The following is a 25,579-nucleotide window of genomic DNA, read 5'->3' on the forward strand; positions in this document are numbered from 1 at the left end:
CCACGGATGACACTAGACTACGAAACGCCTGCTGAACGATTCAGCCAACTTGTTGCAGCGACCGGTTGAATCCGCCGTTGATTAGTACGGAAATCTGCAGTCTGGGGCAGAAGCTGACGTTCGCAGATTCACCCGAACGGGGGATATTCAAGGCTTAGCTGAATAGGCAAACTAAGGGGGAATTACTGGAGCTTCCGCTGTTTTATAAGTGCATACCGCGCAGACAGAGTAACAAAAAATCCTATCTTCTATAGACCGAGCTCCCACTGTATTCCGCGATTCCTTACGAAACATATTGCATTTGGCAGCCCACTACTTTGAATAATCTATGAGTAACAACAACGAGAGCGACAACGATGACAAGGTACTCGCAATTGATGAAGCAATTCAGCAATGCGACGTGATAGTGAAGCATCACAACGGAGGAGCTAGAAATTTGCTGGTAATGGTGATCATTGCATTCTTGTTTACGCTACTTCTTGGCTTCTTCTTTGTCTTTCAGAACACCGTCATACGATCTGATAAACCGATGGGTGACATTTTTGCCTACCTACTATTTGGCTCTTTCGTCACAGTATTCGCCGTACTGATGGCTACGCATAGGTTTCACCTAGCTGAAGCGTCGAGAATGAATCATATTCGGATGGGGTTTATGAGGGTACGTGTAGCAGGTCGCAATTCCAAGCCGGGTTGGCAAGGTGAGGTTCGCCAAGCCCTTACAGGGGGAGCTTTTGCAAACATTGATCATTCAAACGGATTTTCCTTAGCAAGAGGCAAGTCTTCATTGGATAGCCCGCTTCCTGGTCATCCAGTATCCGATTTATCTGCACAGTTCTTCAATAAAGTACTTGAAAAACTTGACGTCACGGTGAAGGCCAAGGATTGAGTAAAAAGCATGAAGTGGTTGACCAAATTCTAGTTAGGGCCTCTGTCTTGGTCCCCGCCTAACTGCTGGGTCAAGCGGAGGCCCAATGGGGCCATAACGCCACCATTTTTCTGGTACTTGTTGATGCCCTGCACCCTATCGGGCTCCCGCGCTGCGTCCTTTGGGCGTTAGGTAGCACAAATCCTATGTCTCACTCCATTCCGCTTTTCAGCAAGAGCACCGTTGATAGAGCTGGCCGAACGCTCGCCGCTACGAGTAGCGCCGATGAGTTTGATGACGCGGCATGGGACATATTAGGCAACTGGCGCGCATCTCACGCCTTTCCACTGAACACCATCACGGTCAGTTTAAAAGGAAAAGTTACCCGACTCCATTTGAATGCGGTGGTTGTTCAGCGCTTGAAGCGCTCACGTTCTATCCTGTCAAAACTTTCGCGGGACTCTATGCGACTCACGCAGATGCAAGACATCGGTGGATGTCGCGCGGTAGTCCCTTCGATTGAAGACGTTTACAACCTGCGCGATAAGTTCTACAAGAGTCGATCAAAGCACGTCTTGATATCAGAGGACGACTACATTGCGACCCCAAAGGCGTCTGGCTATCGGGGAATACATCTGATTTACAAGTTCCAAAGCTCCGTCAAACCTGAGTACAACAACCTTCTTTTAGAAGTTCAACTTCGCTCTCACGTCCAGCATGCATGGGCGACTGCCGTCGAAACTGTTGGAGCCGTAGTCGGACAAGCGCTTAAGTCCAGTCAAGGCGAGAGTATGTGGCTTTCCTACTTTCAGACTGCTTCACTCGCGCTCGAGTACTCCGAGACGCCAGCATTCGGAAGAAACCCACACATGTCACGCGGCCAAGTTGCGAGAGATCTGGAGAGGCTCAACACGAGGTTAGATGTCAACAAGAAGCTCACTGCGTTCCGCGCTGCGCTTCGCGCAACGGAGCAACCCAAGGCGAAGAACGCCGGTTACTTTCTCCTAGTGCTTCTTCCGGATGAGCCTGGATTGCAGGTGTTCTCCTTTGCAAAGGAGGAAGCGGATGCCGCGCAGAAAGAGTATCAGCGGTACGAGCGTCTACTTCCTTTTCGGTCACGCCAGATTCCGCTTTTCCCTGAGCTTGCCGACTATTCAGGCGCTCAAGTCGTTCTTGTCGGTGCAGAGTCGTTCAGGTCAATTCGAGAGGCATATCCGAACTACTATCTCGATACGGAGCAGTTTTTGTCGCTCATCACACAGTTCATACATAGGTATCGGCGTGCGGCATAGCCTTTAGATTGGGAGTGACGTCCCCGGCGTGGGCGAATTAATCGGATAGATCAGGCTCTTTCAGAGCTATATGAATGACAACAAATGGCCTTCTGTGCTGCTTAGACCAAGCTCAATGCCGCTACGTTGTTGGAACTGCAATCGTGTCGAACTTTTGACTGATCAAGGCACGGATGCTTGGACTCGCAACTGTTGGTGAATGCCTCGGTAATGGCGGTGTGGCCTCGGGTTAAACCGCTGGCACCGCGGCATTGCGCTGGCTAGTCTAGTGAGTAAACCAGCAAGTGTTTACAGCATCTGGTCAAGGAACAAGGCATCAAATGCAGCATGAGCCGGGCCGGCGAGGCCTTACTAAATGTCTGTAATCAGACCGCGTAAATTGACTTGGCGCATGTAGCCATGGGTAGCATCCCATCCCCCGGTTGGCTTAGCTTCGTCACTCCACCTCCGTATTTCTACGGACCCCCGCACGTAAGCCTACGAATACCCCGCAGCGCCCCCTTTTTCTACAGTTCTCCCAACGGCAAACAACTGTCTGCCGTCCCTCAAAACCCTTTAGGAGAACCGTATGAACAAGTCCCTGTCTGCCCTCGCTATCGCTTCCATCACCCTGTTGGCCGCCTCCGGCGCACAAGCCGAGGCCGTGCGCACCGAGCGCAATATGTCGCTGGAGCTGGCCAGCCGCATTGCCACCGCTGCCGTGGCCGCCTGCCAGGACAAGGGCTATGCGGTGACTACCACCGTGGTGGACCGCGCGGGCACTGTGCGCGCTGTGCTGCGTGCCGACAACGCCGGTCCCCACACCGTGGACGCCAGCCGCGCCAAGGCTTACACCTCGGCCTCTGCCAAGAACACCACGCTTGCCATGATGGAGAACGCGCAGAAGAACCCCGCAGCCGCCACGCTGGTCTATCTGCCCGGCATGTTGCTGGTGGGTGGTGGTGTGCCGGTGAAGGTGGGCAATGAAGTGATTGGTGCCGTGGGCATTGGCGGTGCGCCCGGCGGTCACCTGGACGAACAATGCGCAGTGGCGGCCCTGGACAAAGTTGCCGACCTGCTGAAGTAAGGAGCTGCCATGCGCCCGCGCTCTTCCGTTCTTGCCATCAGCCTTGCCTGGGCTTTGCTGGGGCTGGCCCCCGCCCAGGCGCAGATTGCGCCCAACGCCGCGCAGGCGGCGCAGTACACCGGCCTGCTGGGCGCGGCGCACCGTGGCGACGTGGCCAAGTTGCGCACGCTGCTGGCGGGCAAGCCCAACCTGGAAGTGCGCGACGCGCAGCAGCGCACGCCGTTGCATGTGGCCACCTATGCCAGCCAGCGCGAAGCGATTCGCCTGCTGGCGGCAGCCGGGGCGGACCTCAACGCCATGGAGTACCAGCAGTACGACCCGGTGACGATTGCGGCGGTGGCGAATGACGAAGAGACGCTGGCCCTGCTGCTGCAACTGGGCGCGAGCGCCAAGAACACGACCAGCCCGTACGAGGGCACGGCGCTGATTGCCGCCGCGCACCTGGGCCACACGGGGGTGGTGCGCCAGCTCATTGCGGCCGGGGCGCCGCTGGACCATGTGAACAACCTGCACTGGACGGCGCTGATTGAGGCCGTGGTGCTGGGCGATGGCGGCGCGCGCCATACCGATGTGGTGCGCCAGCTGCTGGCGGCCGGGGCCAACCCCAAGCTGACCGACCGCAGCGGCCACACCGCGCTGCAACTGGCCCAGGCCCGGGGCTACCAGGCCATGGTGCAGCTGCTGCAGGCTACTTCTTCAAAGCCTTGAGCACGTTTTCGGCGGTGGCGGGTGCGGTCAGCCGCACCAGTTCATCGTCGCCGCGCGCCTGGGATACGGCGTCGCGCAGCGCCTCATACACACTGATGGCGAGCATGAAAGGCGGCTCGCCCACGGCCTTGCTGCCAAACACGTTGTCTTCGCGGTTGGGTTCGGGCCAGAGGTCGACCTTGAAGTGCTCGGGGATGTCGCCCGCGGTGGGAATCTTGTAGGTGCTGGGCGCGTGGGTGGCCAGGTAACCCTTGTCGTTCCACACCAGCTGCTCGGTCGTGAGCCAGCCCATGCCCTGCACAAAGCCGCCCTCGATCTGGCCCACGTCAATCGCTGGGTTGATGCTGGTGCCCACGTCGTGCAGGATGTCCACCTTGAGCACCTTGCTCTCGCCCGTCAGCGTGTCGATGACGACTTCGGTACACGCCGCGCCGTAGGCAAAGTAGTAGAAGGGGCGGCCACTCAGCGTGGTCTTGTCGTAGTGGATTTTGGGCGTGCGGTAGAAGCCGTCGCTCCAGAGCTGGATGCGGTTGGCGTAGGCCATGCCCACCACTTCGTCAAAGCTGCGCGTGGCCTTGGGCGAGAACACCTCGCCACCCTTGAACTTGATGGCGCCGGCGCCGCAGCCGTCCAGCCCGCAGACAAACGCGGCTAGGTTGTCGCGCACATGGCGGGCGGCAAACTGGGCGGCGCGCGCATTCAGGTCGGTGCCCGCGCTGGCAGCGGTGGCCGATGCGTTGGGCACCTTGCCGGTGTCACTGGCGGTGCACAGCACGCGTTCAAACGGAATGCCCAGCTCGTCCGCCACAATCTGCGCCACCTTGGTATGCAGGCCCTGGCCCATTTCGGTGCCGCCGTGGTTCACCTGCACGCTGCCGTCGGTGTACACATGCACCAGCGCGCCGGCCTGGTTGAACAGCGTGGCGGTAAAGCTGATGCCGAATTTGACCGGGGTGAGGGCGATGCCGCGCTTAAGCACCGGGCTGCCGGCGTTCCATGCGGAAATGGCATCTACCCGGCACCGATAGTGCGCGGACAGCTCCAGTTTTGATAGCAGGGGCAGGAGAATGTTGTCCTCTACCTTCATCTGGTAGTGGGTGGTGTCGCGCCGAACTGGGTTATGAGGCGCCGTGCCGGGAATGGCTTCATCGCTGTAAAGGTTGCGCTTGCGCACGTCCAGCGGGTCCAGCTTGAGTGCGCGGGCGATGTCGCCCATCACGGTCTCAATCAGGATCACACCCTGCGGCCCGCCGAAGCCGCGAAAGGCCGTGTGGCTTTGTGTGTTGGTCTTGCAGCGGTAGGAGGCAATGTCCACGTCCTGCAGGTAGTAAGCGTTGTCGCTGTGGAAGATGGCGCGGTCGGCCACGGGGCCGGACAGGTCGGCGCTGAAGCCGCAGTTCACCGCCATGCTGAGCTTGAGCGCGGTGAGGCGGCCGGTGTCGTCAAAGCCCACGGTGTAGTCGTAGGCAAAGGGGTGGCGCTTGCCGGTGACCATGAAGTCGTCGTCGCGGTCCAGCCGCAGCTTGATGGGGCAGCGCAGCTTGTGCGCTGCCACGGCCGCCCAGACGGCCAGATGGCCGGCCTGGGTTTCCTTGCCACCAAAGCCGCCGCCCATGCGCCGGCATTCCACGCGCACGGCGTGGTTGTCAATGCCCAGCGCGTGGCTCACCCAGTGTTGCACCTCGCCCGGGTGCTGGGTGCTGCTGTAGACCCACCACTGGTTTTGCTCCAGCGGCAGCACATAGGCAATCTGCCCTTCCAGGTAGAAGTGTTCCTGGCCGCCGACTTCCAGCGTGCCATGCAGGGAATGTTCTGATGCAGCCAGCGCCGCTTCGGCGTCGCCACGGCGCACATGCACCGGCGGCAGCACAAAGCTTTGGGCTTCCAGCGCCTGCTGCACGCTCAAGATGGCGGGCAGGGGCTCAATATTCAGCTGCACCTTGCGCGCGGCTTGGCGAGCCTGCATCACCGTCTTGGCCACCACCACGCCCACCACCTGGCCGACGAAGTTCACGGTGTCCATGGCAAACACGGGTTCGTCGCCCGCAAAGGCGGCCAACATGGGGTCGCCCGGAATGTCGGCGCTGAGCAGCACATCCACCACGCCGGGCATGGCGCGTGCGGCGGTGCTGTCTACGCCCAGCAACTTGCCGTGTGCCACGGTGGACAGAATGGGCGCGGCGTACAGGGTGCCGCGCACCTCGGGCAGGTCGTCGATGTAGTGCACCGCGCCGGCCACCTGGGCCACGGCGCTCTCGTGTGCCTGGCTCACGCCGGCTGCGGGGCCGCGGGCCAATTGGGAGGAGGGGGCAGAAGTGTGCGTGCTCATGCGGCTTCTCCTTCGAGCGCAAAGCTCTCCAGGTTGATGGCAGCCAGGCCCTGGCTCTCCAGCCAGTAGCGTTGCAGCAGGTTGCCCAGTACCTCGCTGCGGTAGGCGCTGCTGGCGCGCATGTCGCTGATGGGGCTGAACTCGGCGCGCAGCGTGGCCATGGCGGCCATGACGGTGTCCGCCGTCCAGGCCTGGCCGGTCAGGGCGGCCTCGGTCTTGCGGGCGCGCACCGGTGTGGCAGCGACGCCGCCCACGCCAATGCTGGCTTGGGCGACCTTGCCATCCACGATGTGCAGGTTCAGCGCCAGGCAGACGGCGGAGATGTCGTCCTCAAAGCGCTTGGAAATCTTGTAGACCCTGGAGCGCTCGGCGGCCACCGCCTTGGGCACCTTGATCCAGGCCAGCACCTCGTCTTGGGCCATCACGTTCTGGCGGTAACCGGTGTAGAGGTCTTCGAGGCGCAGCTCGCGGTGTACCGCCTTGCCCTTGCGCCAGGCCATCAGCACCACGCTGGCGCCCAATGCGATCAGCAGCGGCATGGAATCACCAATCGGCGAGCCGTTGGCCACGTTACCGCCCAGCGTGCCGGCGTTGCGCACCGGCAGGCCGGCAAAGCGGCTGGCAAACACGCCCAGCTGCGGCCGGTCCGCCACCAGGGCGGCAAAGGCGTCGGTCAGCGTCACGGCGGCGCCGATGGCGATGTGGTGTGGATAGGCTTCCACCCGGCGCAACTCGGCCACCTGGGTCACGTCCAGCACGGCCGGGAAGCTCTTGTGCATCTTGGTGACCCACAGGCCCACGTCGGTGCAGCCGGCCACGATTTGCGCGTTTGGCTGGGCAGCGCGCGCCTGCAGCAGGGCGGGCAGGGTTTGCGGGAGCTTGTAAGTCAAATCGGCCTCTGGCCCCCGTGGAATCTGCGCGAGCAGCTGCAATTTTGATAGCGTTTGCGCTTCGTCTACCGGCACGGCGGGCAGGCCCAGCATGGTCTGGGCCGCGTCCAGGATGGGGCGGTAGCCGGTACAGCGGCAGAGGTTGCCGCTCAGGGCGTGCTGGGCGTCGGCGCGGGTGATGGGCTGGCCCGCGTGGGCGTGTTTCTGGTACAGGTCAAACAGGCTCATCACAAAGCCCGGCGTGCAGAAGCCGCACTGGCTGCCGTGGCATTGCACCATGGCCTCCTGGGCGGGGTGCAATTGGCCGTCATCGGCCGCAATGTCTTCCACCGTCCAGAGGGCCTTGCCCTCCAGGCTGTGGGCCATCTTGATGCAGCTGTTGACGGCCTTGGTCTGCAGCTGGCCGTTCACCGCCTCGCCCACCACCACGGTGCAGGCGCCGCAATCGCCCTCGTTGCAGCCCTCCTTGGTGCCGGTGCAGTGCAGGTCTTCGCGCAGCACCTCCAGCAGCGTGCGGGTGGGGGGTACATCGTGCAGGGTGACGATCTCGCCCTGGCGTACAAATCTCAGTGTGTGGCTGCTCATGGATGGGTTCCTCGTGCGGGAGGGTAATTCGGGAGCGGGAGCGCTGCCATACGCATTAGCATATGGCACCAATTCCAAGCTGTGTATGAGAGACCAATCCCTTTTCGACAAGATAGACCTTCATTTGATCAGGGTCCTTCATACCGTGTTGACTGAGCGCAGCGTGTCCAAAGCCGCCATCCGTCTGGGCATGCACCAGCCGGCGGTGAGCGCGTCGCTCAAACGCCTGCGCGACTTCGCCGGCGACCCACTTTTGGTGCGCTCCGGCTCGGGCATGGTGCCCACCGAGACGGCGCTGCGCATGCTGGAACCCAGCGCGAGCATTTTGCGTGCCGCCGAGATGCTGTTTTCCGACGCGCGCGGTTTCGAGCCCGCCACCGCACGCAACACTTTCCGCCTGGCCGCCAGCGACTACCTGGATCCGCTCTTTCTGCCCCAGCTGGTGACGCAGATCAAGACCCTGGCGCCCGGTGCCGAGATCGAGATTCACCCCCTCACCGCCGCCAGCGACTACCGCACCCTGCTGGCCCAGGGCGATATCGATGTGGTGATCGGCAACTGGCCGCAGCCCCCCGATGACCTGCACCTGGGCCGCCTGTTTGGCGACGAGGTGGTGTGCCTGGTGTCCAAAAAACACCCGGCCGTGCGCCGCGGCTGGGACCAGACCTCGTGGCTGGAGGCCGAGCACATTGCGCCCAGCGCCACCCACCCCGGCGCCAAGGGCGTAATCGACGAGCATCTGGGCAGCCTGGGACTGCAGCGCCATATCGTGGCGCGCTGCCCGCATTTCAGCCTGATTCCGGGCATGGTGGCATCAACCTTGCTGGTGCTGACCACCGGCCGGCAGTACTGCGAACGCTTTGTGGACACACTACCGGTCAAAATACTGCCTTGCCCCGTGGAGTTCCCGCGCATGATGTACTACCAGCTCTGGCACGCCCGCACCCACACCAGCGCGTCCAACAAGTGGCTGCGCGAGCGCATCAAGTCGGTCGCGGCCGAACTCCGAAAAGAATAAGAGAAACAGAGAGACCCCAGTCCATGGCTTCTGCTCCCCCAGCCTCTCCCTCTGCCGCCGTGCCCCGGCTGCAGCTCACCGGCATCACCAAGGCCTACCCCGGCGTCATTGCCAACAGCGATGTTTCCCTCACCGTGCTGCCCGGCCAGACCCATGCGGTGCTGGGCGAAAACGGCGCCGGCAAGTCCACGCTGATGAAGATCATCTACGGCTCGGTCAAGCCCGACGCCGGCCAGGTGCTGTTCAACGGCCAGCCCGTCAACATCCGCAACCCCAAGGAAGCGCGGGCGCTGGGCATCAGCATGGTGTTCCAGCACTTCAACCTGTTCGACACCATCACCGTGGCCGAAAACGTGTGGCTGGGCTTGGACAAGGCGCAAAGCCTGGAGCAAGTCACCGCCAGCATCACCGCCAAGGCCACCGAATACGGCCTGGACATCGATCCCACCCGCCCGGTGCACACGCTGTCCGTGGGCGAGATGCAACGCGTGGAAATCATCCGCGCACTGCTGACCAACCCGCAGCTGCTGATCCTGGACGAGCCCACCTCGGTGCTGACACCGCAGGCGGTGGAAAAACTGTTTGTGGTGCTCAAGAAGCTGGCCTCGCAGGGCTGCAGCATCCTCTACATCAGCCACAAGCTGCACGAAATCCGCGAACTCTGCACCGCCTGCACCGTGCTGCGTGGCGGCAAGGTCACTGGCGTGTGCAACCCGGCCGAAGAATCCAATGCCTCGCTCTCGCGCCTGATGATTGGCGCCGAACCGCCGCAGCTGGAGCACCGCCCGCAGAAGGCTGGTGCCCCGGTGCTGACCGTGAACCAACTCAGCCTGGCGCGCGAGGACCAGTTTGGCGTGGACCTGAACGGCATCTCGCTCACCGTGCATGCGGGCGAGGTGGTGGGTATTGCCGGCGTGTCGGGCAATGGCCAGAAAGAACTGTTGTATGCGCTGTCGGGCGAGGACTGCCGCGCGCCCAAGGGCAGCGTGCGCATGGGGCAAGCCGATGTGTCGGCGCTGCACCCCGGCGGCCGGCGCAAGCTGGGCCTGCACTTTGTGCCCGAGGAACGCCTGGGCCGCGGTGCGGTGCCTACGCTGAGCCTGGCGGCCAATCTGCTGCTCACGCGCACCGAATCGCTGGCTGCGCCGCGCTTTGCGGGGGGCTGGATCAAGGTGCGCCAGCTCGAGGCCCACGCGGCCCGCATCATCGGCGCCTTCAACGTCAAGGCCAACGGCCCGGTGGCGGCAGCGCGCTCGCTCTCGGGCGGTAACCTGCAGAAGTTCATCGTCGGCCGCGAAATCGAAGCCGCGCCGCGCCTGTTCATAGTGTCCCAGCCCACCTGGGGCGTGGACGTGGGTGCTGCGGCGCAGATCCGCGGCGCCATCCTGGCGCTGCGCGACGCCGGCTGCGCCGTGCTGGTAGTGAGCGAGGAACTCGATGAATTGTTTGAGGTGAGCGACCGCCTGCACGTGATTGCACGCGGCAAGCTCTCGCCCTCGGTGGCCGTGGCCGATGCTACGGTGGAAAAGATTGGAGAGTGGATGAGTGGTTTGTGGGAAGGCGCCCAGCCCGCCAAGCATGCCGAGGGTGCGGAGGTGGTCCATGGCTAGCACCGGTCTGAAACTGGAGGCGCGGCCCCAGCCATCCAAGGTTTGGAGCTACGGCTCGCCGCTGCTGGCGTTGCTGTGCACCGTCATCATTGGTGTGATCCTGTTCGCTGCGCTGGGCAAGGACCCGGTGCGCGGCCTGGGGGTGTTCTTCTGGGAGCCCATCAAGAGCGGCTATGCGCTGGGCGAGCTGGTGGTCAAGGCCACGCCGCTGCTGCTCATCGCACTGGGGCTGGCCGTGTGCTTCCGATCCAATGTCTGGAACATTGGCGCCGAGGGCCAATACATCATTGGTGCGGTCACAGCCAGCGGCGTGGCCCTGCTGGCTGACAAGGCCACGGGCGGCTGGATGGTGGCGCCCGTGCTGCTGGCGGGCATTGCCGGGGGCATGTTCTGGGCCGGCATTACCGCCTTTTTGCGTGACAAGTTCAACGCCAACGAAATTCTGGTGAGCCTGATGCTGGTCTACGTGGCCGTGCAGGTGCTGGGCTACCTGGTCTATGGCCCCTGGAAAGATCCGCTGGGCTACAACTTTCCGCAGACCAAGACCTTTGAGGCGGCTGCACGCATTCCGCGCCTGTTCCAGGGCTCGCGGGTGAGCATCGGTGTGTTGTTTGCGCTCGTTGGCGTGGCCGGGGTCTGGATCTTCCTGTTCCGCACGCGCGCTGGCTTTGCCCAGCAGGTGGGTGGCTTGGCGCCTGCAGCGTCGCGCTACGCGGGATTTTCCTCGCGCAAGGCGCTGTGGACGGCGCTGCTGGTGTCGGGTGCCACGGCCGGTCTGGCTGGTGCGCTGGAAGTGGCCGGCCCCATCGGCCAGCTCACGCCCTATGTGCCCGCTGGCTACGGTTTCGCCGCCATCATCGTGGCCTATGTGGGTCGCCTGCACCCGGTGGGCATGGTGTTCTCGGCCCTGCTGATGAGCATGTTTTATATCGGTGGCGAGCTCGCGCAGTCGCGCCTGGGCCTGCCCAAGTCGCTGACGGGCGTGTTCCAGGGCCTGCTGCTGTTCAGCCTGCTGGCCTGTGACACCTTGGTCAACTACCGTCTGAAGTGGGTCTCCGCCGCCGGAGGAAAGAAGTAATGGACGCCTACGCACTGCTGATCGCAGCCACGCTCAACGCCGGCACCGTGCTGGCCATCGCCTCGCTGGGCCTGCTCATCAACGAAAAGGCCGGCATCGTCAACCTGGGCGCCGAGGGCATGATGCTCTGCGCCGCCATCGCCGGCTTTGCCGCTGTGGTGCACACGGGCAGCGACGTGGCCGGCTTTGCCGCCGGCATGCTTGCAGGCGCCGTCATGGCCGCCATCTTTGGCGTGCTGGTGATCTGGCTCAACACCAACCAATACGCCACCGGCCTGGCGCTGAGTCTTTTCGGCGCGGGTTTCTCGGCCTTTGCCGGCATCTCCTATGTGCAGGAGAAGATGCCCGACCGCCCCAGCTTCGCCATTCCCGGCCTGGCCGACATTCCCTTCTTCGGCCCGGCCCTGTTTCGCCACCACCCCATGGTCTACCTGACGGTGATCTTTGCGCTGGGGCTGATCTGGTTCCTCTACCGCACGCGCGCCGGCCTCATTCTGCGCAGCGTGGGCGAGAGCCCCGAATCTGCCCATGCACTGGGCTACCCGGTGCGTGCCATCCGCCTGCAGGCGGTAATTGTGGGCGGCGCGCTGTGCGGACTGGCTGGTGCCTATATCTCGGTCATTTACACCCCACTGTGGGTGGAGGGCATGGTGGCCGGCAAGGGCTGGATCGCGCTGGCCCTGACCACCTTCGCCACCTGGCGCCCGGCACGGGTGTTGCTTGGGGCTTACCTGTTCGGTGGCGTGACCATGTTGCAGTTCCATCTGCAGGGCGCGGGCGTGGAGGTGCCCAGCCAGTTCTTGACCATGCTGCCCTATGTCGCCACCATCGTGGTGCTGGCCCTGATCTCGCGCAACCCGCGTTGGATTCGGATTAATATGCCAGCTTCCATTGGCAAGCCCTTCTATCCGGGCTCCTGAGCCCCCGATTTTTTTCGTTCGTTTGACCTATCGTTCTACAAAGGAAGTGACATGACAGATCTGAATAAACGTTCACTGCTCCAGATTGCGGCCCTGACCGCAGTCGCGGCAGCTGCCCTGGTGGGCTGTGGCAAGAAGGAAGAGCCGGCTCCTGCGCCTGCTCCCGCTCCTGCCGCTGAAGCTCCCGCCCCCAAGGCTGAGCCCCTGAAGATTGCTTTCGCCTACGTCGGCCCCGTGGGCGACGGCGGCTGGACCTTCGCGCACGACAACGGACGCAAGGCCCTGGAAAAGGAATTCGGCGACAAGATCGTCACCTCCTTCGTGGAAAACGTGCCCGAATCTGCTGATGCCGAGCGCGTGATCCGCGAAATGGCCAGCAGCGGCAACAAGCTGATCTTCGGCACCACCTTCGGTTACATGGAGCCCATGCTCAAGGTGGCCCCCGAGTTCAAGGACGTGAAGTTCGAGCACGCCACCGGCTACAAGCAAGCCGAGAACATGCGCACTTACGACAGCCGCACCTACGAAGGCGCCTACATGGCTGGCGTGATCGCCGGCAAGATGACCAAGACCAACACGCTGGGTGTGGTGGCTTCCATCCCAATCCCCGAAGTGATCCGCAACATCAACAGCTTCACCCTGGGCGCGCAAAGCAGCAACCCCAAGGTCAAGACCAAGGTGGTGTGGGTGAACGGCTGGTTTGACCCACCGAAGGAAACCGAAGCCGCAACTTCGCTGATCAACGGCGGCGCCGACATCCTGTTCCAGAACACCGACTCTCCCGCTGTGCTGAAGACCGCAGAAGCCAAGGGCAAGCGCGCCTTCGGCTGGGATTCGGACATGACCGCCTACGGCCCCAAAGCCCACCTGGCATCCTCCATCATCAACTGGGGTCCCTACTACATCTCGGCCACCAAGGCCGCGCTGGATGGCTCCTGGAAGGGTGGCACAGGTTCCTGGCTGGGCGTGAAGGACGGCGCGATCGACATCGTCTCCATCGCTGAAGACGTGCCCGCCGAAACCAAGGCCAAGATAGACGAGATCAAGAAGGGTCTGACCGACGGTTCCTTCGCGATCTGGAAGGGTCCGCTCAAGGACAACGCTGGCAAGGAAGTGCTGAAAGACGGCGAAACCGCCGACGACAAGTTCCTGTCTGGCGTGAACTTCTACGTCAAGGGCGTGGAAGGCAAGGTTCCTGGCGCCAAGTAATGGCAACTGCCTGATGAAGGGCCGCCTCCGGGCGGCCCTTTGTCTTTCTGAACACGAAGAAAAGAGACTGCATGCGTGAATCGGCCCTCTGGCACCCCGTAGCCCTGAGTACAGCCCTGACCGAGGCCCTGCTGGGAGTGGAACTGCTGGGCGAGTCCCTGGTGCTGTGGCGTGACGCCGGCGGCCAGGCCCACGCCTGGGCCGACCAGTGCCCGCACCGCGGGGCGCGCTTTTCGTTGGGGCGCGTCTGCAACGGCCACCTGGAATGCCCCTACCACGGTTGGCAGTTCGATGCCCAGGGCCAGTGCGCCCACGTACCCGCACTGCCGCAGTTTGTGCCCCCGGCCACGCACCGTGCGCGCACCCATGCCGCGCGCGAGCAATACGGCCTGGTCTGGGTCTGCTTGGACGGAGCCACTGACAGCAAGCCACCGCCCTTTGCCGCCGAGGCCGATGCGCAGTTGCGCAAGGTCAACTGCGGCCCTTACGACGTGGCGGCCAGTGCGCCGCGCATCATCGAGAATTTTCTGGACATGGCCCACTTTGGCTTTGTCCACGACGGCTGGCTGGGCATGCGCGCCGCCACCGCCATTGACGACTACACGGTAGAAAGCACGCCCACCGGCCTGCGCGCCACGCAGTGCAAGGCCTGGCAGCCGCAGAGCAATGTGCACTCCACCGCGCCCGCGCAGGTGGAGTACACCTACGAGGTGGTCGCGCCCTACACGGCGGTGCTGACCAAGGTGCCGGATGCAGCCAGCGTGGCGCTGCAGGGCTTTCGCGAGTCCATCGCGCTGTTCATCTGCCCGCTCACACCCGAAACAAGCCGCGTCTGGTTCCGCCTGGCCATGGCCGATTTCGCTTCGCCCGACAGCAAGCTGCAGGACTTCCAGCACACCATCTTCATGCAGGACAAACCGGTGCTTGAATCGCAAAGCCCCAAACGCCTGCCACTGGACCTGCGCGCCGAATTGCACACAGCGGCGGACAAGGCATCCTCTGCCTACCGCCGCTTTCTTAAACAACAGAACATCACTTTTGGAGTCTGCTGATGGCCTCTACCTACCACACCGTCAAACCCTTTGCGGCAGACCGCTTGCCCGCGCTGCTGCGCGCCATGCCCAAGGCTGAGTTGCACATGCACATCGAAGGCTCGCTGGAGCCCGAGCTGATGTTTGCACTGGCCAAGCGCAACAACGTGCCCCTGCGCTTTCCCAGCGAACAGGCACTGCGTGACGCCTATGTGTTCAACAACCTGCAGGAGTTCCTGGACATCTACCACGAGGGCACCATGGTGCTGAAGACCGAGCAGGACTTCTACGACATGACCTGCGCGTATCTCGCGCGTGCGCAGGCCGACAACGTGCTGCACACCGAAATCTTCTTCGACACGCAGACCCATACCGGCCACGGCCTGAGCGCCGATGTGGTCATCAATGGCCTGTACCGCGCCTGCGCCGATGCGCCGGCCAAGTTCGGCATGACGGCCTCGCTGATCCTGTGCTTCCTGCGCCACCTCATCGAAGAAGAGGCTTTTGAATGCCTGGAGCAGGCGCTGCCGCTGCGCGACAAGATCGTGGGCATTGGCCTAGCGTCCAGCGAGGTGGGCCATCCACCCGAAAAGTTTGCCAAGGTCTACGCGCGGGCGCGTGAGCTGGGCTTCCGTCTGGTGGCCCACGCGGGTGAGGAGGCGCCGCCGGCCTATATCTGGAGCGCGCTCGATGTGCTGAAGGTGGAGCGTATCGACCACGGTGTGCAGGCCATTCACGATGCAGCGCTGATGCAGCGCCTGGCCAAAGACAAGATGCCGCTGACGGTGTGTCCGCTGTCCAACCTGAAACTGCGTGTGTTCCCCACGCTGGCGCAGCACAACATCGGCACCATGTTGGACGCCGGCATCATGGCCACCGTCAACTCGGACGACCCGGCCTACTTTGGTGGGTACCTGAACGAAAACTTCACCCAGACCTTTGCGGCGCTGGGCCTGGGCGCGCAGCAGGCCTACACGCTGGCGCGCAACAGCTTTGAAGCCAGCTTCATCGATGCCAGCGCCAAGCGCGCCTACATCGACCGGCTCAACGGCGTGTTCGAAACCTTTGTCTGAGGCGTAGCGCTATCGTTTTGGTAGCTGCTCGCGCACTGTTTACAGGAGCTGGTGGCCGTTTTCCTTGAGGAAACGGGCCTGCTCTAGCATCTGCTGCCCCACGGCGCGAAAGCCGGCGTGGGGTGATGCCATCAGCAGCGGGCCCACTTCTTCCTGGTAGGCGCGCGTGGCTGTGAGCGGCACCTTGCGCAGCCACTCCAGCGCTTCGTCCAGATGGCCGCGCTGCGCCAGCATGCCGGCGTAGTTGAACTGGCCGCGGAAGTCACCGCCCCTAGCGCCTTCCTCAAAGCAGACGAAGGCGGCGTCCAGGTCCTTGGGCACCACCAGGCCGGTTTCGTAGTAGCGGCCAATCTTGGTTTTGGACTTCACGTGGCCCTGGCTGGCGGCCTGGCGGTACCACTGCAGCGCGGCGTCGTGGTCCTGCGGCACGCCCTTGCCGGTGGCCAGCAGGTTGGCCAGGTTGTACATGGCGGCGTCCAGGCCCTTGTGGGCGGCCTGGCGGTACCAGTTGGCTGCGGCAAAGTTATCGGCCTGCGTGCCCCAGCCATTTTCGAAGCAGCGCCCCGTCATGTTCATGCCCATGGGGTGGCCCTGCCGGGCCGCCTTCAGAAACCAGGCCAGACCGTCGACCGCGTTGGGGGCGACGCCATGGCCGTCCAGCAGCCATTGGCCCAGGGTGATCTGGGCGTCGGCATTGCCCAGGCGCGCGCCATGCAGCATCCATTGCGCGGCGGCTGCCGGCTCTGCCGCAATGGCCGCTTCCCAGTCGGCCGGGCGCAGAGCGGCCATGTCTTCGGGGGAGGCGGGCAGGGGAGGCAAGGGAGCGTGCGAAACGGCAGACATGAGTGCAGACCAGCAGATGAGAATAGCTCTCAATTATGCCAAGACTGGCGTGCGAAGGCCCTGCGGGTAAAATACGCCCCAAGGCCCGCTGCTCCGGCGGGCCTTGCCGTTTGTATTCGGAGCCATGTAGAGGACTACCATGTATAAAAACCTCGCCGCCACGCTCGTGGCCGCTTGTTGTTTTCTGTTGGCGCCGCTGGGTGCCATTTCCCAAACCACAGACCCCGCCAAGGACCAACCGCTCAAGATCGGCTTTGTCTATGTTGCGCCCCTGGGCGATGCCGGTTGGGTGCGCCAGCACGAGGAAGGCCGCCAGGCCGTGGCCGCCGCGCTGGGCGCCAAAGTGCAAACCACCTATGTGGAAAACGTGGCCGAGGGCCCGGACGCCGAGCGTGTGATCCGCGACCTGGCGCGCCAGGGCTACCAGCTCATCTTCACCCCCAGCTTTGGCTACATGGAACCCACGCTCAAGGTGGCGCAGGAGTTTCCGGACGTGAAGTTCGAGTCCATCACCGGCTACAAGACCGCGCCCAATGTGGCCACGGCCAATGTGCGCTACTACGAAGGCCGCTACCTGGCCGGCTTGGCAGCAGGCCGCATGACCAAGAGCAACGTGGCCGGCTACGTGGCGGGTTTTCCCATCCCCGAAGTGCTGCAAGGCATCAACGCCTTCACGCTGGGCATGCGTTCAGTGAACCCGCAGGCGCAGGTCAAGGTAGTGTGGCTGGGCGAGTGGTTCAACCCGCCGCGCGAGCGCGATGCCGCCATGACCCTGTTCAATCAGGGCGTGGACGTGATGGCCTTCCACACCGGCTCCACCGCCGTCATGGCGGCCGCCCAGGAGCGCGGCAAGCTGGCCGTGGCCTACCACTCCGACATGCGCAAAGTGGCGCCCGATGCGCAGATCGTGGCGGTGACCCACCAGTGGGGCGCCTACTACACGGCGCGTGCCAAGGCCGTACTGGACGGCAGCTGGAAGAGCGGCAACGTCTGGGGCGGTGTGAAGGAAGGAATGATCCGCGTGGGCGACTTTGGCAGCAAGGTGCCCAAGGCCGTGCAGGCCGAAGTGCTGCAGCGCCAGAAGGACATTGCGGCCGGCAAGCTGCACCCCTTCCAGGCCAAGGCTGATGTGCTGGACAACGAAGGCAAGCTGGTCATCGCCAAGAGCCAGACCCTGAGCGACGCGGGCATCCTGGGCATGAACTGGCTGGTGGCCGGCGTGCAGGGCAAGCTCAGCCACTAGGGGCCTGCGATGACATACCAGGTCAAGGAAATCTTCTACACGCTGCAGGGCGAGGGCTCCAACGCGGGCCGCCCGGCGGTGTTCTGCCGCTTCGCGGGCTGCAATCTCTGGACCGGCCGCGAGCAGGACCGTGCCAGCGCCGTTTGCCAGTTCTGCGACACCGACTTTGTGGGCACCGACGGCACGCTGGGCGGCAAGTTCAAGACCGCAGAGGCACTGGCCGAGCGCATTGCCGCGCAGTGGCCTGCAACCGATGCAGCGAACCGCTTTGTGGTGCTGACCGGCGGCGAACCCCTGTTGCAGGTGGACGCCGCGCTGATAGATGCGCTGCACGCACATGGCTTCCAGATTGCGGTGGAAACCAATGGCACGATTGCCGCGCCCGAGGGCATCGACTGGATCTGCGTGAGCCCCAAGGCGGGCTCCACCTGGGTACAGCGCAGCGGGCATGAGCTCAAGCTGGTCTGGCCGCAGCCCGGTATCACACTGGCCGAGTGCGAAGCCGCTGACTTTGAGCACCGCTACCTGCAACCTATGGACAACATCCTGCGGGCCGACAACACCCGGGTCTGCATCGCCCAGTGCCTGGAGCGCCCGCAGTGGCGCCTGTCTCTGCAAACCCACAAGATCACGGGCATCCGATGACCCAAGTTCCCGCCATCCCCATTCCCCGCCGCTGCGAGGTGAGCCAGAAGTTCTTCTTCGACGCCGCCCACACTCTGAAGCGCACCCTGGACGATGCCGAAGAAGTGGCCGGCAGCCGCCGCATCCACGGCCACACCTACCACGCCGAAGTCACCGTGGCCGGCAATGCCGACGAAGATACCGGCATGGTGGTGGACCTGGGCCACCTGCGCAACGCTATCGCCCAGCTGCGCCCGCAGCTGGACCACCACCTGCTCGACGAAGTGGAAGGCCTGGGCCCGCCCACGCTGGAAAACCTGGCCGCCTTCATCTGGCGCGCCATGGCGCAGCAGTTCAGCGGCCTGTGGCAGGTGCGAGTCTGGCGCGAGGGCATTGGCGACAGCTGCACGCTGCGCGCCTGACGACCTGAACGTGTGGCCCGGTCCATAAGGCCTATGCGTGCCTTGGTATGGACATTGCTGCGCTGCGCTATATGCTTGCCCGCATGAAAGCCTACCGCGCCTCCCTTTTATGGTTTGCCCCCGACGCCCCGGGGCAGGCCCGTTTTGAAACCGATGGCCTGCTCGTTGTGGGCCCCAATGCCCAAGGCACCCAGGTGGTGCAGGCCATTGGCGCATACAGTGCCATCGCTTCCCAGTACCCCGATGTGGCAGTGGAGCACTTTCCGGGCCGCATCATCGCGCCGGGATTTATCGACCTGCACATCCACTACCCGCAGACCAACGTCATCGGCTCGCCTGCGCCTGGCCTGCTGCCCTGGCTGGAAAACTACACCTTTCCAGAAGAAAAACGCTTTGCAGCCCCCGAGTACAGTGCGCAAGCAGCTACTTTTTTTATAGCAGAACTGTTGCGCAATGGTGTCACCAGCGCGCTCACCTTTGCCACCTCGCATGTGGAATCGGTCCACGCGCTGTTTGCCGAGGCCCAGGCCCACAAGATGCGCCTCATCACCGGTCTGTGCCTCATGGACCGCCATGCGCCCGCGGACCTGCTGAACCAGGGGCAGGGCGGCGTGAGTGGCACCGAGCAAAGCCTGCGCGACACCGAGGCGCTGATCCAGCGCTGGCACGGCGTGGACCGGCTGGGCTATGCCATCACCCCACGCTTTGCCCCCACCAGCACCGACGCGCAGCTGCGCGGCGCCGGTGAGCTGGCCCGGCAGTACGGTGATGTGTGGATACAGAGCCACGTGGCCGAAAACAAGGACGAAATCACCTGGGCGCGTGAGCTGTTCCCAAAGTCCCGCAGCTACCTCGCCACCTACGACGACTTTGGCCTGATGCGCGACCGCGCCATCTACGCCCACTGCATCCATTTCGACGATGATGACCGGGCGCTGATGCGCGATACCGGCGCCGCAGCGGCCGTCAGCCCCACCAGCAACCTGTTCCTGGGGAGTGGCTTCTTCGACTATGAGGGCGCCGACCGCATGGGCTACGCCTACGGCCTGGCCAGCGATGTGGGCGGCGGCACCAGTTTCAGCCCCTTCCACACCATGCTGGCCGCCTACTACGTGGGCCGCGAGGGCCAGACCAAGCCCGGCTTGTCACTCTCGCCCCAGCACTTGTGGTGGCAGCACACGGCGGGTGCGGCGGCGGCCTTGGGGCTAGCTGGCGTGGTGGGCAACCTGCTGCCCGGCTGCGAGGCGGACTTTGTGGTGGTGAACCCCCAGGCCACACCCCTGGTGGCGCGCAAGACGGCGCTGGCCTCCAACTTGGACGAGCTGCTGTTCAGCCTCGTCGTGCTGGGGGACGACCGGCTGATTGAGCGCACCGTCATTTCCCAGGCGGTGTAGCGCTGTAGATCACCATTGATCCAGTTTTTTTGCTACCGGTGTTGCTCTGTGATTCTGCTGAGGACCTAGGGTTATCCCGTATAGTCTCCTGGGTATCCCCAAGGACCCCATGACTGCGACAGAAGAACCCCCCGCGCTGACTCGTTTTCAGATTTTTCTGGTGATCGTGGCATTGGCCTGTGGCGGCTTCGCCATTGGTACCGGCGAGTTCGCCATCATGGGCCTGCTGCCCGATGTGGCAAACACCTTTGCGGTGACCACCCCGCAGGCGGGCTATGTCATCAGCGCGTATGCGCTGGGCGTGGTGGTCGGCGCGCCGCTGATGGCCATTGCCGGCGCCAAGTCCTCGCGCCGCACGCTGCTGCTCATCTACATGGCGATCTTTGCCGTGGGTAACCTGGCCAGCGCACTGGCGCCCGGTTTCCTCAGTTTTGTGGTGCTGCGCTTCCTGACGGGGCTGCCGCATGGCGCTTATTTCGGCGTTGCGGCCTTGGTCGGTGCCTCTTTGGTGCCGCCGCATATGCGGGCGCGCACGGTGGGCTATGTGATGCTGGGGTTGACCGGTGCCACCTTGATTGGCACACCGGTGATGGCGCTCTTTGGCCAGTACCTGAGTTGGCGCGTCCTGTTCTTTGCGGTGGGCTTGATCAGTGTGCTGACGGTCACTCTCATCTGGATGTACCTGCCGCGCGACAAGCCGGAAGCTGGTGCCAGCGTGATGCGTGAGTTGGTGGCATTCACCCATCCGCAGGTGCTGCTGACCCTGACCCTGGCGGCGACTGGCTTCGGCGGCATGTTTGCCATTTTTTCCTACATCGCTGGCACCGCCACCGACGTGGCCGAGATGCCGGTGGGCATGATCCCGGTCATCATGGGTCTGTTTGGCATCGGCATGAACGTGGGCAATGTGGTTGGCTCCAAGATGGCAGACAAGGCACTCATGGGCACGATCGGTGGCATGTTGGTGTTCAACATCGTCGTGATGACCTTGTTCAGTCTGACCGCATCGTCGCCCTGGATGCTGTGCCTTACCTCGTTCCTGATCGGTTGCACCTTTGCGGCCGGACCGGCCATCCAGACCCGGCTGATGGATGTGGCCGCCGATGGGCAGACACTGGCCGCGGCGTCCATGCATTCGGCCTTCAACATCGCCAATGCACTTGGCGCCTGGCTGGGTGGGCTGGTGATCGCATTGGGCTACGGCTATGACGCGACGGGCTATGTGGGCGCCTTTTTGTCGTTCGTTGGGCTCTTCGTTTTTGCGGCATCCGTTTGGTTGGAGCGGCGCGGCAGCCCCGCGCGCGGCCTGGGGGCGCTGGCGCCCGTGCGGCAGCAGTAGGCGGCGGAAAAGCGTGTGCTGTGGCCGGTGCTAGACTGGCCCCAACTTCTGCACGCGTTTTGGGCGGTATGAAAAACGACTCCTTGATCCACTGGCATTCCATGTTCATGGGTGTGGCGCTGCTGGCCGCCGCACGCTCCAAGGACGCGCGCAAGCGCAACGGTGCCTGCATCGTCAGCCCGGATAACAAGATTTCCGGCGTGGGCTACAACGGCCTGCCGCGCGGCTGCGACGACAGCGACGAGCACTACTGGCAGGACGATGACAGCGACCCGCTGAACTCGCGCCACAGCTACATCGTCCACGCCGAGCAGAACGCCATCCTCAACTGCACCACGCTGCCGCTGCACGGCTCCACCATCTACGCCACGCAGTACCCCTGCCCCAAGTGCGTGCAGTCCATCATCCAGGTCGGCATCAAGCGCGTGGTCTATCTGGACAAGAAGGAACACCAGGAGCGGGTCAACGGCGCGTCCGAAAAAATGCTGGCCGATGCCGGCGTGGCCATCGAATCCCTGCAGGACTTGCACCCCGGTTCCGCCGACTGGTCGGCCGAACTGGCCCAGTTCATCGAAAACTCCACCCCGGAAAAGCCCACGATATGAAGTGGGAAGGCAACCGCCAGTCTGACAACGTCGAAGACCGCCGCGATGGCGGGGGCGGAGGCTTCAGCGGCGGTGGAGGTGGCCTGGGCGGCCTGCTGGGCGCGCTCTTGGGCAGTCGCTTGGGCATGGGCACCCTGGTCGTGGCCCTGTTGGGTGGCTGGGCCCTGGGCATCAACCCGCTCACCATCCTGGGCCTGCTCAGCGGCAATGGCGCCCCCACCGCCCAGGTGCAGCAGGGGCCAGCCCACCGCCCGCCGGCAGACGATCGCATGGCCAAGTTTGTGTCCACCGTGCTGGCCGATACCGAAGACGTCTGGACCGATGTGTTCAAAAAGGGCGGGGCCGACTACCAGAAGCCCCGGCTGGTGCTGTTCCGCGGTGCCACCCCCACGGCCTGCGGCCGAGGCCAGAGCGCCATGGGCCCGTTTTACTGCCCGGCCGACCAGAAGGTCTATATCGACTTGGGCTTCTACGAAACCTTGCAAAAGCAGCTGGGCGCCCCCGGTGACTTCGCCCAGGCCTACGTGATTGCCCATGAGGTGGGCCACCATGTGCAAAACCTGCTGGGCATCAGCGCCAAGGTGCAAGAGGCCCGCAGCCGGGCCAGCAAGGCGGAAGGCAACGCCCTGAGCGTGCGCCTTGAGCTGCAAGCCGACTGTTTTGCCGGCGTTTGGGCCCACCACGCCAACAACACCCGTCAGTTGCTGGAGCAGGGCGACGTGGAAGAGGCTATGAATGCCGCCGCCAAGATCGGCGACGACGCCTTGCAGCGCGGCAGCGGCCATGCCGTGGTGCCCGAGAGCTTCACCCACGGCAGCAGCGCCCAGCGCCAGCGCTGGTTCTCCACCGGCCTGAAAACGGGATCTGTAAAAGCCTGCGACACGTTTTCGACCCGGTCTTTATAGGAGTAGGGGATAATCGGGGTTTGCCCTGAGTCTTGGGGCGCCCCGCTATCGGATGGATAGCACTCATTTGGCTATGCCTGACCGAATTGACTACTGAACTGCAATCCCCCGCTTCCGCGCCTGCCAACGCCGCACCCGCCGAAGCCCCGCCCATGCGATACGCCGATCTGGCGCTGGCCGAGCCGCTCTTACGCGCCGTGGCCGACATGGGCTACGAATTCATGACGCCCATCCAGCAGCAGGCGATTCCCGTGGTGATTACGGGCAAAGACGTGATGGGCGCCGCCCAGACCGGTACCGGCAAAACCGCTGCTTTCTCGCTGCCCCTGCTGCACCGCCTGATGAAGCACGAGAACGCTTCGACCTCTCCCGCCCGACACCCTGTGCGCGCCCTAGTGCTGCTGCCCACGCGCGAGTTGGCCGACCAGGTGGCCCAGCAGGTAAAGATGTACGCCAAGCACACCAACCTGCGCAGCACCGTGGTGTTTGGCGGTATGGACATGAAGCCCCAAACCCTGGAGCTGAAAAAAGGCGTGGAAGTGCTGGTGGCCACCCCCGGCCGCCTGCTGGACCACATCGAAGCCAAAAACGCCGTGCTCAACCAGGTCGAATACGTGGTGCTGGACGAAGCCGACCGCATGCTGGACATCGGTTTTCTGCCGGACCTGCAGCGCATCCTGTCCTACCTGCCCAAACAGCGCACCACACTGCTGTTCTCGGCCACGTTCTCGCCCGAAATCAAGCGTCTGGCGAACAGCTACCTGCAAAACCCCGTCACCATCGAAGTGGCCCGTTCCAACGCCACGGCCTCTACGGTGGAGCAGCATTTCTACAGCGTGCCCGATGAAGAAAAGCGCCATGCGCTGCTGCAGATCGTGCGCCGCAAGGGCATCAAGCAGGCCTTTGTGTTTGTGAACAGCAAGCTGGGCTGTGCCCGCCTGGCCCGTTCGCTGGAGCGCGATGGTCTCAAGACCGCCGCCTTGCATGGCGACAAGAGCCAGGACGAGCGCCTCAAGGCGCTGGACGCCTTCAAGAAGGGCGAAGTGGAGCTGCTGGTGTGTACCGATGTGGCCGCGCGCGGTCTGGACATCAAGGACGTGCCAGCAGTGTTCAACTTCGACATCCCCTTCAACGCCGAAGACTATGTGCACCGCATTGGCCGCACCGGCCGAGCTGGTGCCTCTGGTCTGGCCGTGAGCTTTGTGGGCGGCAACAACGACGCCCGCCTGGTGGCCGACATCGAGAAGCTCATCAAGACCAAGATCGAGCTGGAAGCCGTCGAGTTTGACGAGGACCAGCCCGACATCCGCCGCCAGGGCCGCATCAATGATGGCCGCCGCATGTACCAGGAAGACGGTGGCGACAACGGCCGCGGCGCCGGCCGCCGCATGCGCGACGAGAGCTACGGCGCCCGCACCCCGCGTGCAGCGCGTGGTGAGTATCCCCGCCAGGTGCCCGCAGCCCCGCGCGACCCCTTCTTCGACAAGCCCTACGAGCCGTCGGCCGCGCCTGAAGCCGCGCCGGCCTGGGAGTCGGCAGCTCGTCCCACAACGCGCAGCATTTCGGCCAATATCAAGCCGAAACGCAAGGTCGCAGCCTTGTTCAAGGCGGGTTGAGCCACTCAACCTCAACAAAAAACGGCGCCTGATGCGCCGTTTTTTGTGGGTCTGCGGTGGCTCTCACTCCCCCGGCGCCTGAGACTGCTCGCAGTGCACCTGCAGCAATTCGGCGGGCCCGGGCGCCACGCGAAGTGCGCTAAGACAACCACCCCACACACAGCCGGTATCCAGCGCCAGTAAATCGGTTCGATTCAGCCAACCCAGCGTGGACCAGTGGCCACAGGCCACCGTCACATCCGCAGTGCTGCGCCCTGGCACGTCGAACCAGGGCATGTAACCCTCCGGTGCCTGATCCAGCCCGCCGCTATGGGCAAATTCCATCTCTCCTCGTGGGGTACAGAAGCGCATACGGGTCAGCGCATTCACGATCACGCGTAGCCGCTCAATGCCCGACAGCCTCTCGTCCCATTGCACAGGGGCATTGCCGTACATGGCGTGGAAGAAGCTGGTGGCCTGGTCCGAGCGCAGCACTGCCTCAACTTCGGCAGCCAGTGCTATGGTTTTGCTAGCTGTCCACGCAGGCAGTACGCCTGCGTGAACCATCAGAATGTCTTGTCCATCGATGCGTTCCAGCATGGCCAGACGCTGCTGGCGCAGCCAGTCCAGCAGGGCGAGGCGGTCGGGGGCGGCCAGCAGATCGGTTAGCGTGTCCTTGCGGCTGGGGCCGCGCGCACCGTGGGCCACGGCCAGCAAGTGCAAATCGTGGTTGCCCAGCAGGCAGCGCGCCGAGCTGCCAAAGCCCATGAGCCGGCGCAGTACGCCCGCCGAGTCGGGGCCGCGGTTCACCAGGTCGCCCAGCAGGTAGAGCGTGTCGCGGCTGGGGGAGAAGTCGATGCGTTGCAGGAGCTGGGCCAGTGCGGCGTCGCAGCCCTGAACATCCCCGATAAGGTACATTGCCATGGTGTTTATTG

The 25,579-nt window shown here is 63.5% G+C and carries 23 protein-coding genes; 19 read left to right on the plus strand and 4 right to left on the minus strand.

Annotated elements, in window-relative coordinates; genetic code table 11:
* Positions 1-328 precede the first annotated feature (328 nt).
* The 4 genes from AC1RNN_RS17800 (at position 329) to AC1RNN_RS17815 (ending at position 3,931) form a co-directional block, all read left to right on the plus strand.
* On the plus strand, positions 329-886 hold the full coding sequence (locus AC1RNN_RS17800; RefSeq protein ID WP_493090888.1) for a hypothetical protein: 558 nt from the start codon (positions 329-331) through the stop codon (positions 884-886).
* 185 nt (positions 887-1,071) lie between these two features.
* Positions 1,072-2,157 (plus strand): RelA/SpoT domain-containing protein, encoded by a 1,086-nt coding sequence (locus tag AC1RNN_RS17805; protein WP_493090887.1) that lies wholly within the window; start codon positions 1,072-1,074, stop codon positions 2,155-2,157.
* Positions 2,158-2,725: 568 nt separating this feature from the next.
* A complete protein-coding gene (locus AC1RNN_RS17810) occupies positions 2,726-3,223 on the plus strand; it encodes a GlcG/HbpS family heme-binding protein (protein ID WP_294766193.1) in 498 nt (165 codons plus the stop codon).
* A gap of 9 nt (positions 3,224-3,232) precedes the next feature.
* Entirely contained in the window at positions 3,233-3,931 is a 699-nt protein-coding gene (locus AC1RNN_RS17815; RefSeq protein WP_294766195.1) for an ankyrin repeat domain-containing protein, read from the plus strand.
* Here AC1RNN_RS17815 and xdhB read toward each other — a convergent pair.
* Together xdhB and xdhA are read right to left on the minus strand one after the other, a co-directional pair.
* Entirely contained in the window at positions 3,912-6,260 is a 2,349-nt protein-coding gene (xdhB, locus tag AC1RNN_RS17820) for a xanthine dehydrogenase molybdopterin binding subunit (RefSeq protein ID WP_493090885.1), read from the minus strand. The genes AC1RNN_RS17815 and xdhB overlap by 20 nt on opposite strands.
* Complete coding sequence (gene xdhA, locus AC1RNN_RS17825; protein WP_493090884.1) at positions 6,257-7,735, minus strand: xanthine dehydrogenase small subunit; 1,479 nt, start codon at positions 7,733-7,735, stop codon at positions 6,257-6,259. Before xdhA ends, xdhB begins: the two co-directional genes overlap by 4 nt.
* Before the next feature lie 85 nt (positions 7,736-7,820).
* Between xdhA and AC1RNN_RS17830 the strand changes: the two genes are divergently transcribed.
* The 7 genes from AC1RNN_RS17830 to AC1RNN_RS17860 all read left to right on the plus strand — a co-directional run bounded on the left by AC1RNN_RS17830 (position 7,821) and on the right by AC1RNN_RS17860 (position 15,674).
* A complete protein-coding gene (locus AC1RNN_RS17830; protein WP_493090883.1) occupies positions 7,821-8,753 on the plus strand; it encodes a LysR family transcriptional regulator in 933 nt (310 codons plus the stop codon).
* Positions 8,754-8,776: 23 nt separating this feature from the next.
* The gene (locus tag AC1RNN_RS17835) at positions 8,777-10,363 is read left to right on the plus strand and encodes an ABC transporter ATP-binding protein (RefSeq protein ID WP_493090882.1); all 1,587 of its coding nucleotides are present in this window, start codon (positions 8,777-8,779) and stop codon (positions 10,361-10,363) included.
* Positions 10,356-11,441 carry an ABC transporter permease gene (locus tag AC1RNN_RS17840; RefSeq protein ID WP_493090881.1) on the plus strand — a complete coding sequence of 362 codons (1,086 nt, stop codon included), beginning with the start codon at positions 10,356-10,358 and terminating at the stop codon, positions 11,439-11,441. Before AC1RNN_RS17835 ends, AC1RNN_RS17840 begins: the two co-directional genes overlap by 8 nt.
* Positions 11,441-12,361, plus strand: coding sequence for an ABC transporter permease (locus AC1RNN_RS17845; RefSeq protein ID WP_493090879.1), 921 nt, complete (start codon positions 11,441-11,443; stop codon positions 12,359-12,361). The genes AC1RNN_RS17840 and AC1RNN_RS17845 overlap by 1 nt, the downstream gene beginning before the upstream one ends.
* Positions 12,362-12,412: 51 nt before the next feature.
* Positions 12,413-13,570 (plus strand): BMP family ABC transporter substrate-binding protein, encoded by a 1,158-nt coding sequence (locus AC1RNN_RS17850; protein WP_493090877.1) that lies wholly within the window; start codon positions 12,413-12,415, stop codon positions 13,568-13,570.
* 71 nt (positions 13,571-13,641) lie between these two features.
* Entirely contained in the window at positions 13,642-14,622 is a 981-nt protein-coding gene (locus AC1RNN_RS17855; protein WP_493090875.1) for an aromatic ring-hydroxylating dioxygenase subunit alpha, read from the plus strand.
* Positions 14,622-15,674 carry an adenosine deaminase gene (locus AC1RNN_RS17860; RefSeq protein ID WP_493090873.1) on the plus strand — a complete coding sequence of 351 codons (1,053 nt, stop codon included), beginning with the start codon at positions 14,622-14,624 and terminating at the stop codon, positions 15,672-15,674. Before AC1RNN_RS17855 ends, AC1RNN_RS17860 begins: the two co-directional genes overlap by 1 nt.
* A gap of 39 nt (positions 15,675-15,713) precedes the next feature.
* Here the strand turns inward: AC1RNN_RS17860 and AC1RNN_RS17865 are convergent, their stop codons facing one another.
* Positions 15,714-16,517: a tetratricopeptide repeat protein gene (locus AC1RNN_RS17865; protein WP_493090872.1), complete on the minus strand. Its 804-nt coding sequence runs from the start codon at positions 16,515-16,517 to the stop codon at positions 15,714-15,716.
* A gap of 139 nt (positions 16,518-16,656) precedes the next feature.
* Here AC1RNN_RS17865 and AC1RNN_RS17870 point away from each other — a divergent pair, with 139 nt between their 5' ends.
* The 8 genes from AC1RNN_RS17870 to AC1RNN_RS17905 all read left to right on the plus strand — a co-directional run bounded on the left by AC1RNN_RS17870 (position 16,657) and on the right by AC1RNN_RS17905 (position 24,665).
* On the plus strand, positions 16,657-17,760 hold the full coding sequence (locus AC1RNN_RS17870) for a BMP family ABC transporter substrate-binding protein (protein WP_493090870.1): 1,104 nt from the start codon (positions 16,657-16,659) through the stop codon (positions 17,758-17,760).
* Between the two features lie 9 nt (positions 17,761-17,769).
* Positions 17,770-18,405, plus strand: coding sequence for a 7-carboxy-7-deazaguanine synthase (gene queE / locus AC1RNN_RS17875; RefSeq protein ID WP_493090868.1), 636 nt, complete (start codon positions 17,770-17,772; stop codon positions 18,403-18,405).
* A complete protein-coding gene (locus AC1RNN_RS17880; protein ID WP_493090866.1) occupies positions 18,402-18,806 on the plus strand; it encodes a 6-carboxytetrahydropterin synthase in 405 nt (134 codons plus the stop codon). The genes queE and AC1RNN_RS17880 overlap by 4 nt, the downstream gene beginning before the upstream one ends.
* 83 nt (positions 18,807-18,889) lie before the next feature.
* Positions 18,890-20,200: a guanine deaminase gene (gene guaD / locus AC1RNN_RS17885; RefSeq protein WP_493090865.1), complete on the plus strand. Its 1,311-nt coding sequence runs from the start codon at positions 18,890-18,892 to the stop codon at positions 20,198-20,200.
* A 109-nt stretch (positions 20,201-20,309) separates the two neighbouring features.
* Positions 20,310-21,539: an MFS transporter gene (locus AC1RNN_RS17890; RefSeq protein ID WP_493090864.1), complete on the plus strand. Its 1,230-nt coding sequence runs from the start codon at positions 20,310-20,312 to the stop codon at positions 21,537-21,539.
* A 68-nt stretch (positions 21,540-21,607) separates the two neighbouring features.
* Positions 21,608-22,144, plus strand: coding sequence for a deoxycytidylate deaminase (locus AC1RNN_RS17895; RefSeq protein WP_493090863.1), 537 nt, complete (start codon positions 21,608-21,610; stop codon positions 22,142-22,144).
* Entirely contained in the window at positions 22,141-23,049 is a 909-nt protein-coding gene (gene ypfJ, locus AC1RNN_RS17900) for a KPN_02809 family neutral zinc metallopeptidase (protein ID WP_493090862.1), read from the plus strand. The genes AC1RNN_RS17895 and ypfJ overlap by 4 nt, the downstream gene beginning before the upstream one ends.
* Positions 23,050-23,201: 152 nt before the next feature.
* Positions 23,202-24,665, plus strand: coding sequence for a DEAD/DEAH box helicase (locus AC1RNN_RS17905; RefSeq protein ID WP_493090861.1), 1,464 nt, complete (start codon positions 23,202-23,204; stop codon positions 24,663-24,665).
* A 63-nt stretch (positions 24,666-24,728) separates the two neighbouring features.
* Here the strand turns inward: AC1RNN_RS17905 and AC1RNN_RS17910 are convergent, their stop codons facing one another.
* On the minus strand, positions 24,729-25,568 hold the full coding sequence (locus AC1RNN_RS17910) for a symmetrical bis(5'-nucleosyl)-tetraphosphatase (RefSeq protein WP_493090860.1): 840 nt from the start codon (positions 25,566-25,568) through the stop codon (positions 24,729-24,731).
* Positions 25,569-25,579 lie beyond the last annotated feature (11 nt).

The sequence above is a fragment of the Rhodoferax sp. GW822-FHT02D07 genome (assembly GCF_058802405.1).

What these genes read in the sequence shown, in the direction of transcription:
- queE (WP_493090868.1), top strand. Translation starts at nt 17,770, where the DNA reads ATGACATACCAGGTCAAGGAAATCTTCTACACGCTGCAGGGCGAGGGC.
- AC1RNN_RS17905 (WP_493090861.1), top strand. Translation starts at nt 23,202, where the DNA reads ATGCGATACGCCGATCTGGCGCTGGCCGAGCCGCTCTTACGCGCCGTG.
- xdhB (WP_493090885.1), bottom strand. Translation starts at nt 6,260, where the DNA reads ATGAGCACGCACACTTCTGCCCCCTCCTCCCAATTGGCCCGCGGCCCC.
- AC1RNN_RS17870 (WP_493090870.1), top strand. Translation starts at nt 16,657, where the DNA reads ATGTATAAAAACCTCGCCGCCACGCTCGTGGCCGCTTGTTGTTTTCTG.
- AC1RNN_RS17805 (WP_493090887.1), top strand. Translation starts at nt 1,072, where the DNA reads ATGTCTCACTCCATTCCGCTTTTCAGCAAGAGCACCGTTGATAGAGCT.
- AC1RNN_RS17855 (WP_493090875.1), top strand. Translation starts at nt 13,642, where the DNA reads ATGCGTGAATCGGCCCTCTGGCACCCCGTAGCCCTGAGTACAGCCCTG.
- xdhA (WP_493090884.1), bottom strand. Translation starts at nt 7,735, where the DNA reads ATGAGCAGCCACACACTGAGATTTGTACGCCAGGGCGAGATCGTCACC.
- ypfJ (WP_493090862.1), top strand. Translation starts at nt 22,141, where the DNA reads ATGAAGTGGGAAGGCAACCGCCAGTCTGACAACGTCGAAGACCGCCGC.
- AC1RNN_RS17890 (WP_493090864.1), top strand. Translation starts at nt 20,310, where the DNA reads ATGACTGCGACAGAAGAACCCCCCGCGCTGACTCGTTTTCAGATTTTT.
- AC1RNN_RS17800 (WP_493090888.1), top strand. Translation starts at nt 329, where the DNA reads ATGAGTAACAACAACGAGAGCGACAACGATGACAAGGTACTCGCAATT.
- guaD (WP_493090865.1), top strand. Translation starts at nt 18,890, where the DNA reads ATGAAAGCCTACCGCGCCTCCCTTTTATGGTTTGCCCCCGACGCCCCG.
- AC1RNN_RS17880 (WP_493090866.1), top strand. Translation starts at nt 18,402, where the DNA reads ATGACCCAAGTTCCCGCCATCCCCATTCCCCGCCGCTGCGAGGTGAGC.
- AC1RNN_RS17910 (WP_493090860.1), bottom strand. Translation starts at nt 25,568, where the DNA reads ATGGCAATGTACCTTATCGGGGATGTTCAGGGCTGCGACGCCGCACTG.
- AC1RNN_RS17860 (WP_493090873.1), top strand. Translation starts at nt 14,622, where the DNA reads ATGGCCTCTACCTACCACACCGTCAAACCCTTTGCGGCAGACCGCTTG.
- AC1RNN_RS17830 (WP_493090883.1), top strand. Translation starts at nt 7,821, where the DNA reads ATGAGAGACCAATCCCTTTTCGACAAGATAGACCTTCATTTGATCAGG.
- AC1RNN_RS17810 (WP_294766193.1), top strand. Translation starts at nt 2,726, where the DNA reads ATGAACAAGTCCCTGTCTGCCCTCGCTATCGCTTCCATCACCCTGTTG.
- AC1RNN_RS17835 (WP_493090882.1), top strand. Translation starts at nt 8,777, where the DNA reads ATGGCTTCTGCTCCCCCAGCCTCTCCCTCTGCCGCCGTGCCCCGGCTG.
- AC1RNN_RS17865 (WP_493090872.1), bottom strand. Translation starts at nt 16,517, where the DNA reads ATGTCTGCCGTTTCGCACGCTCCCTTGCCTCCCCTGCCCGCCTCCCCC.
- AC1RNN_RS17850 (WP_493090877.1), top strand. Translation starts at nt 12,413, where the DNA reads ATGACAGATCTGAATAAACGTTCACTGCTCCAGATTGCGGCCCTGACC.
- AC1RNN_RS17840 (WP_493090881.1), top strand. Translation starts at nt 10,356, where the DNA reads ATGGCTAGCACCGGTCTGAAACTGGAGGCGCGGCCCCAGCCATCCAAG.
- AC1RNN_RS17895 (WP_493090863.1), top strand. Translation starts at nt 21,608, where the DNA reads ATGAAAAACGACTCCTTGATCCACTGGCATTCCATGTTCATGGGTGTG.
- AC1RNN_RS17845 (WP_493090879.1), top strand. Translation starts at nt 11,441, where the DNA reads ATGGACGCCTACGCACTGCTGATCGCAGCCACGCTCAACGCCGGCACC.
- AC1RNN_RS17815 (WP_294766195.1), top strand. Translation starts at nt 3,233, where the DNA reads ATGCGCCCGCGCTCTTCCGTTCTTGCCATCAGCCTTGCCTGGGCTTTG.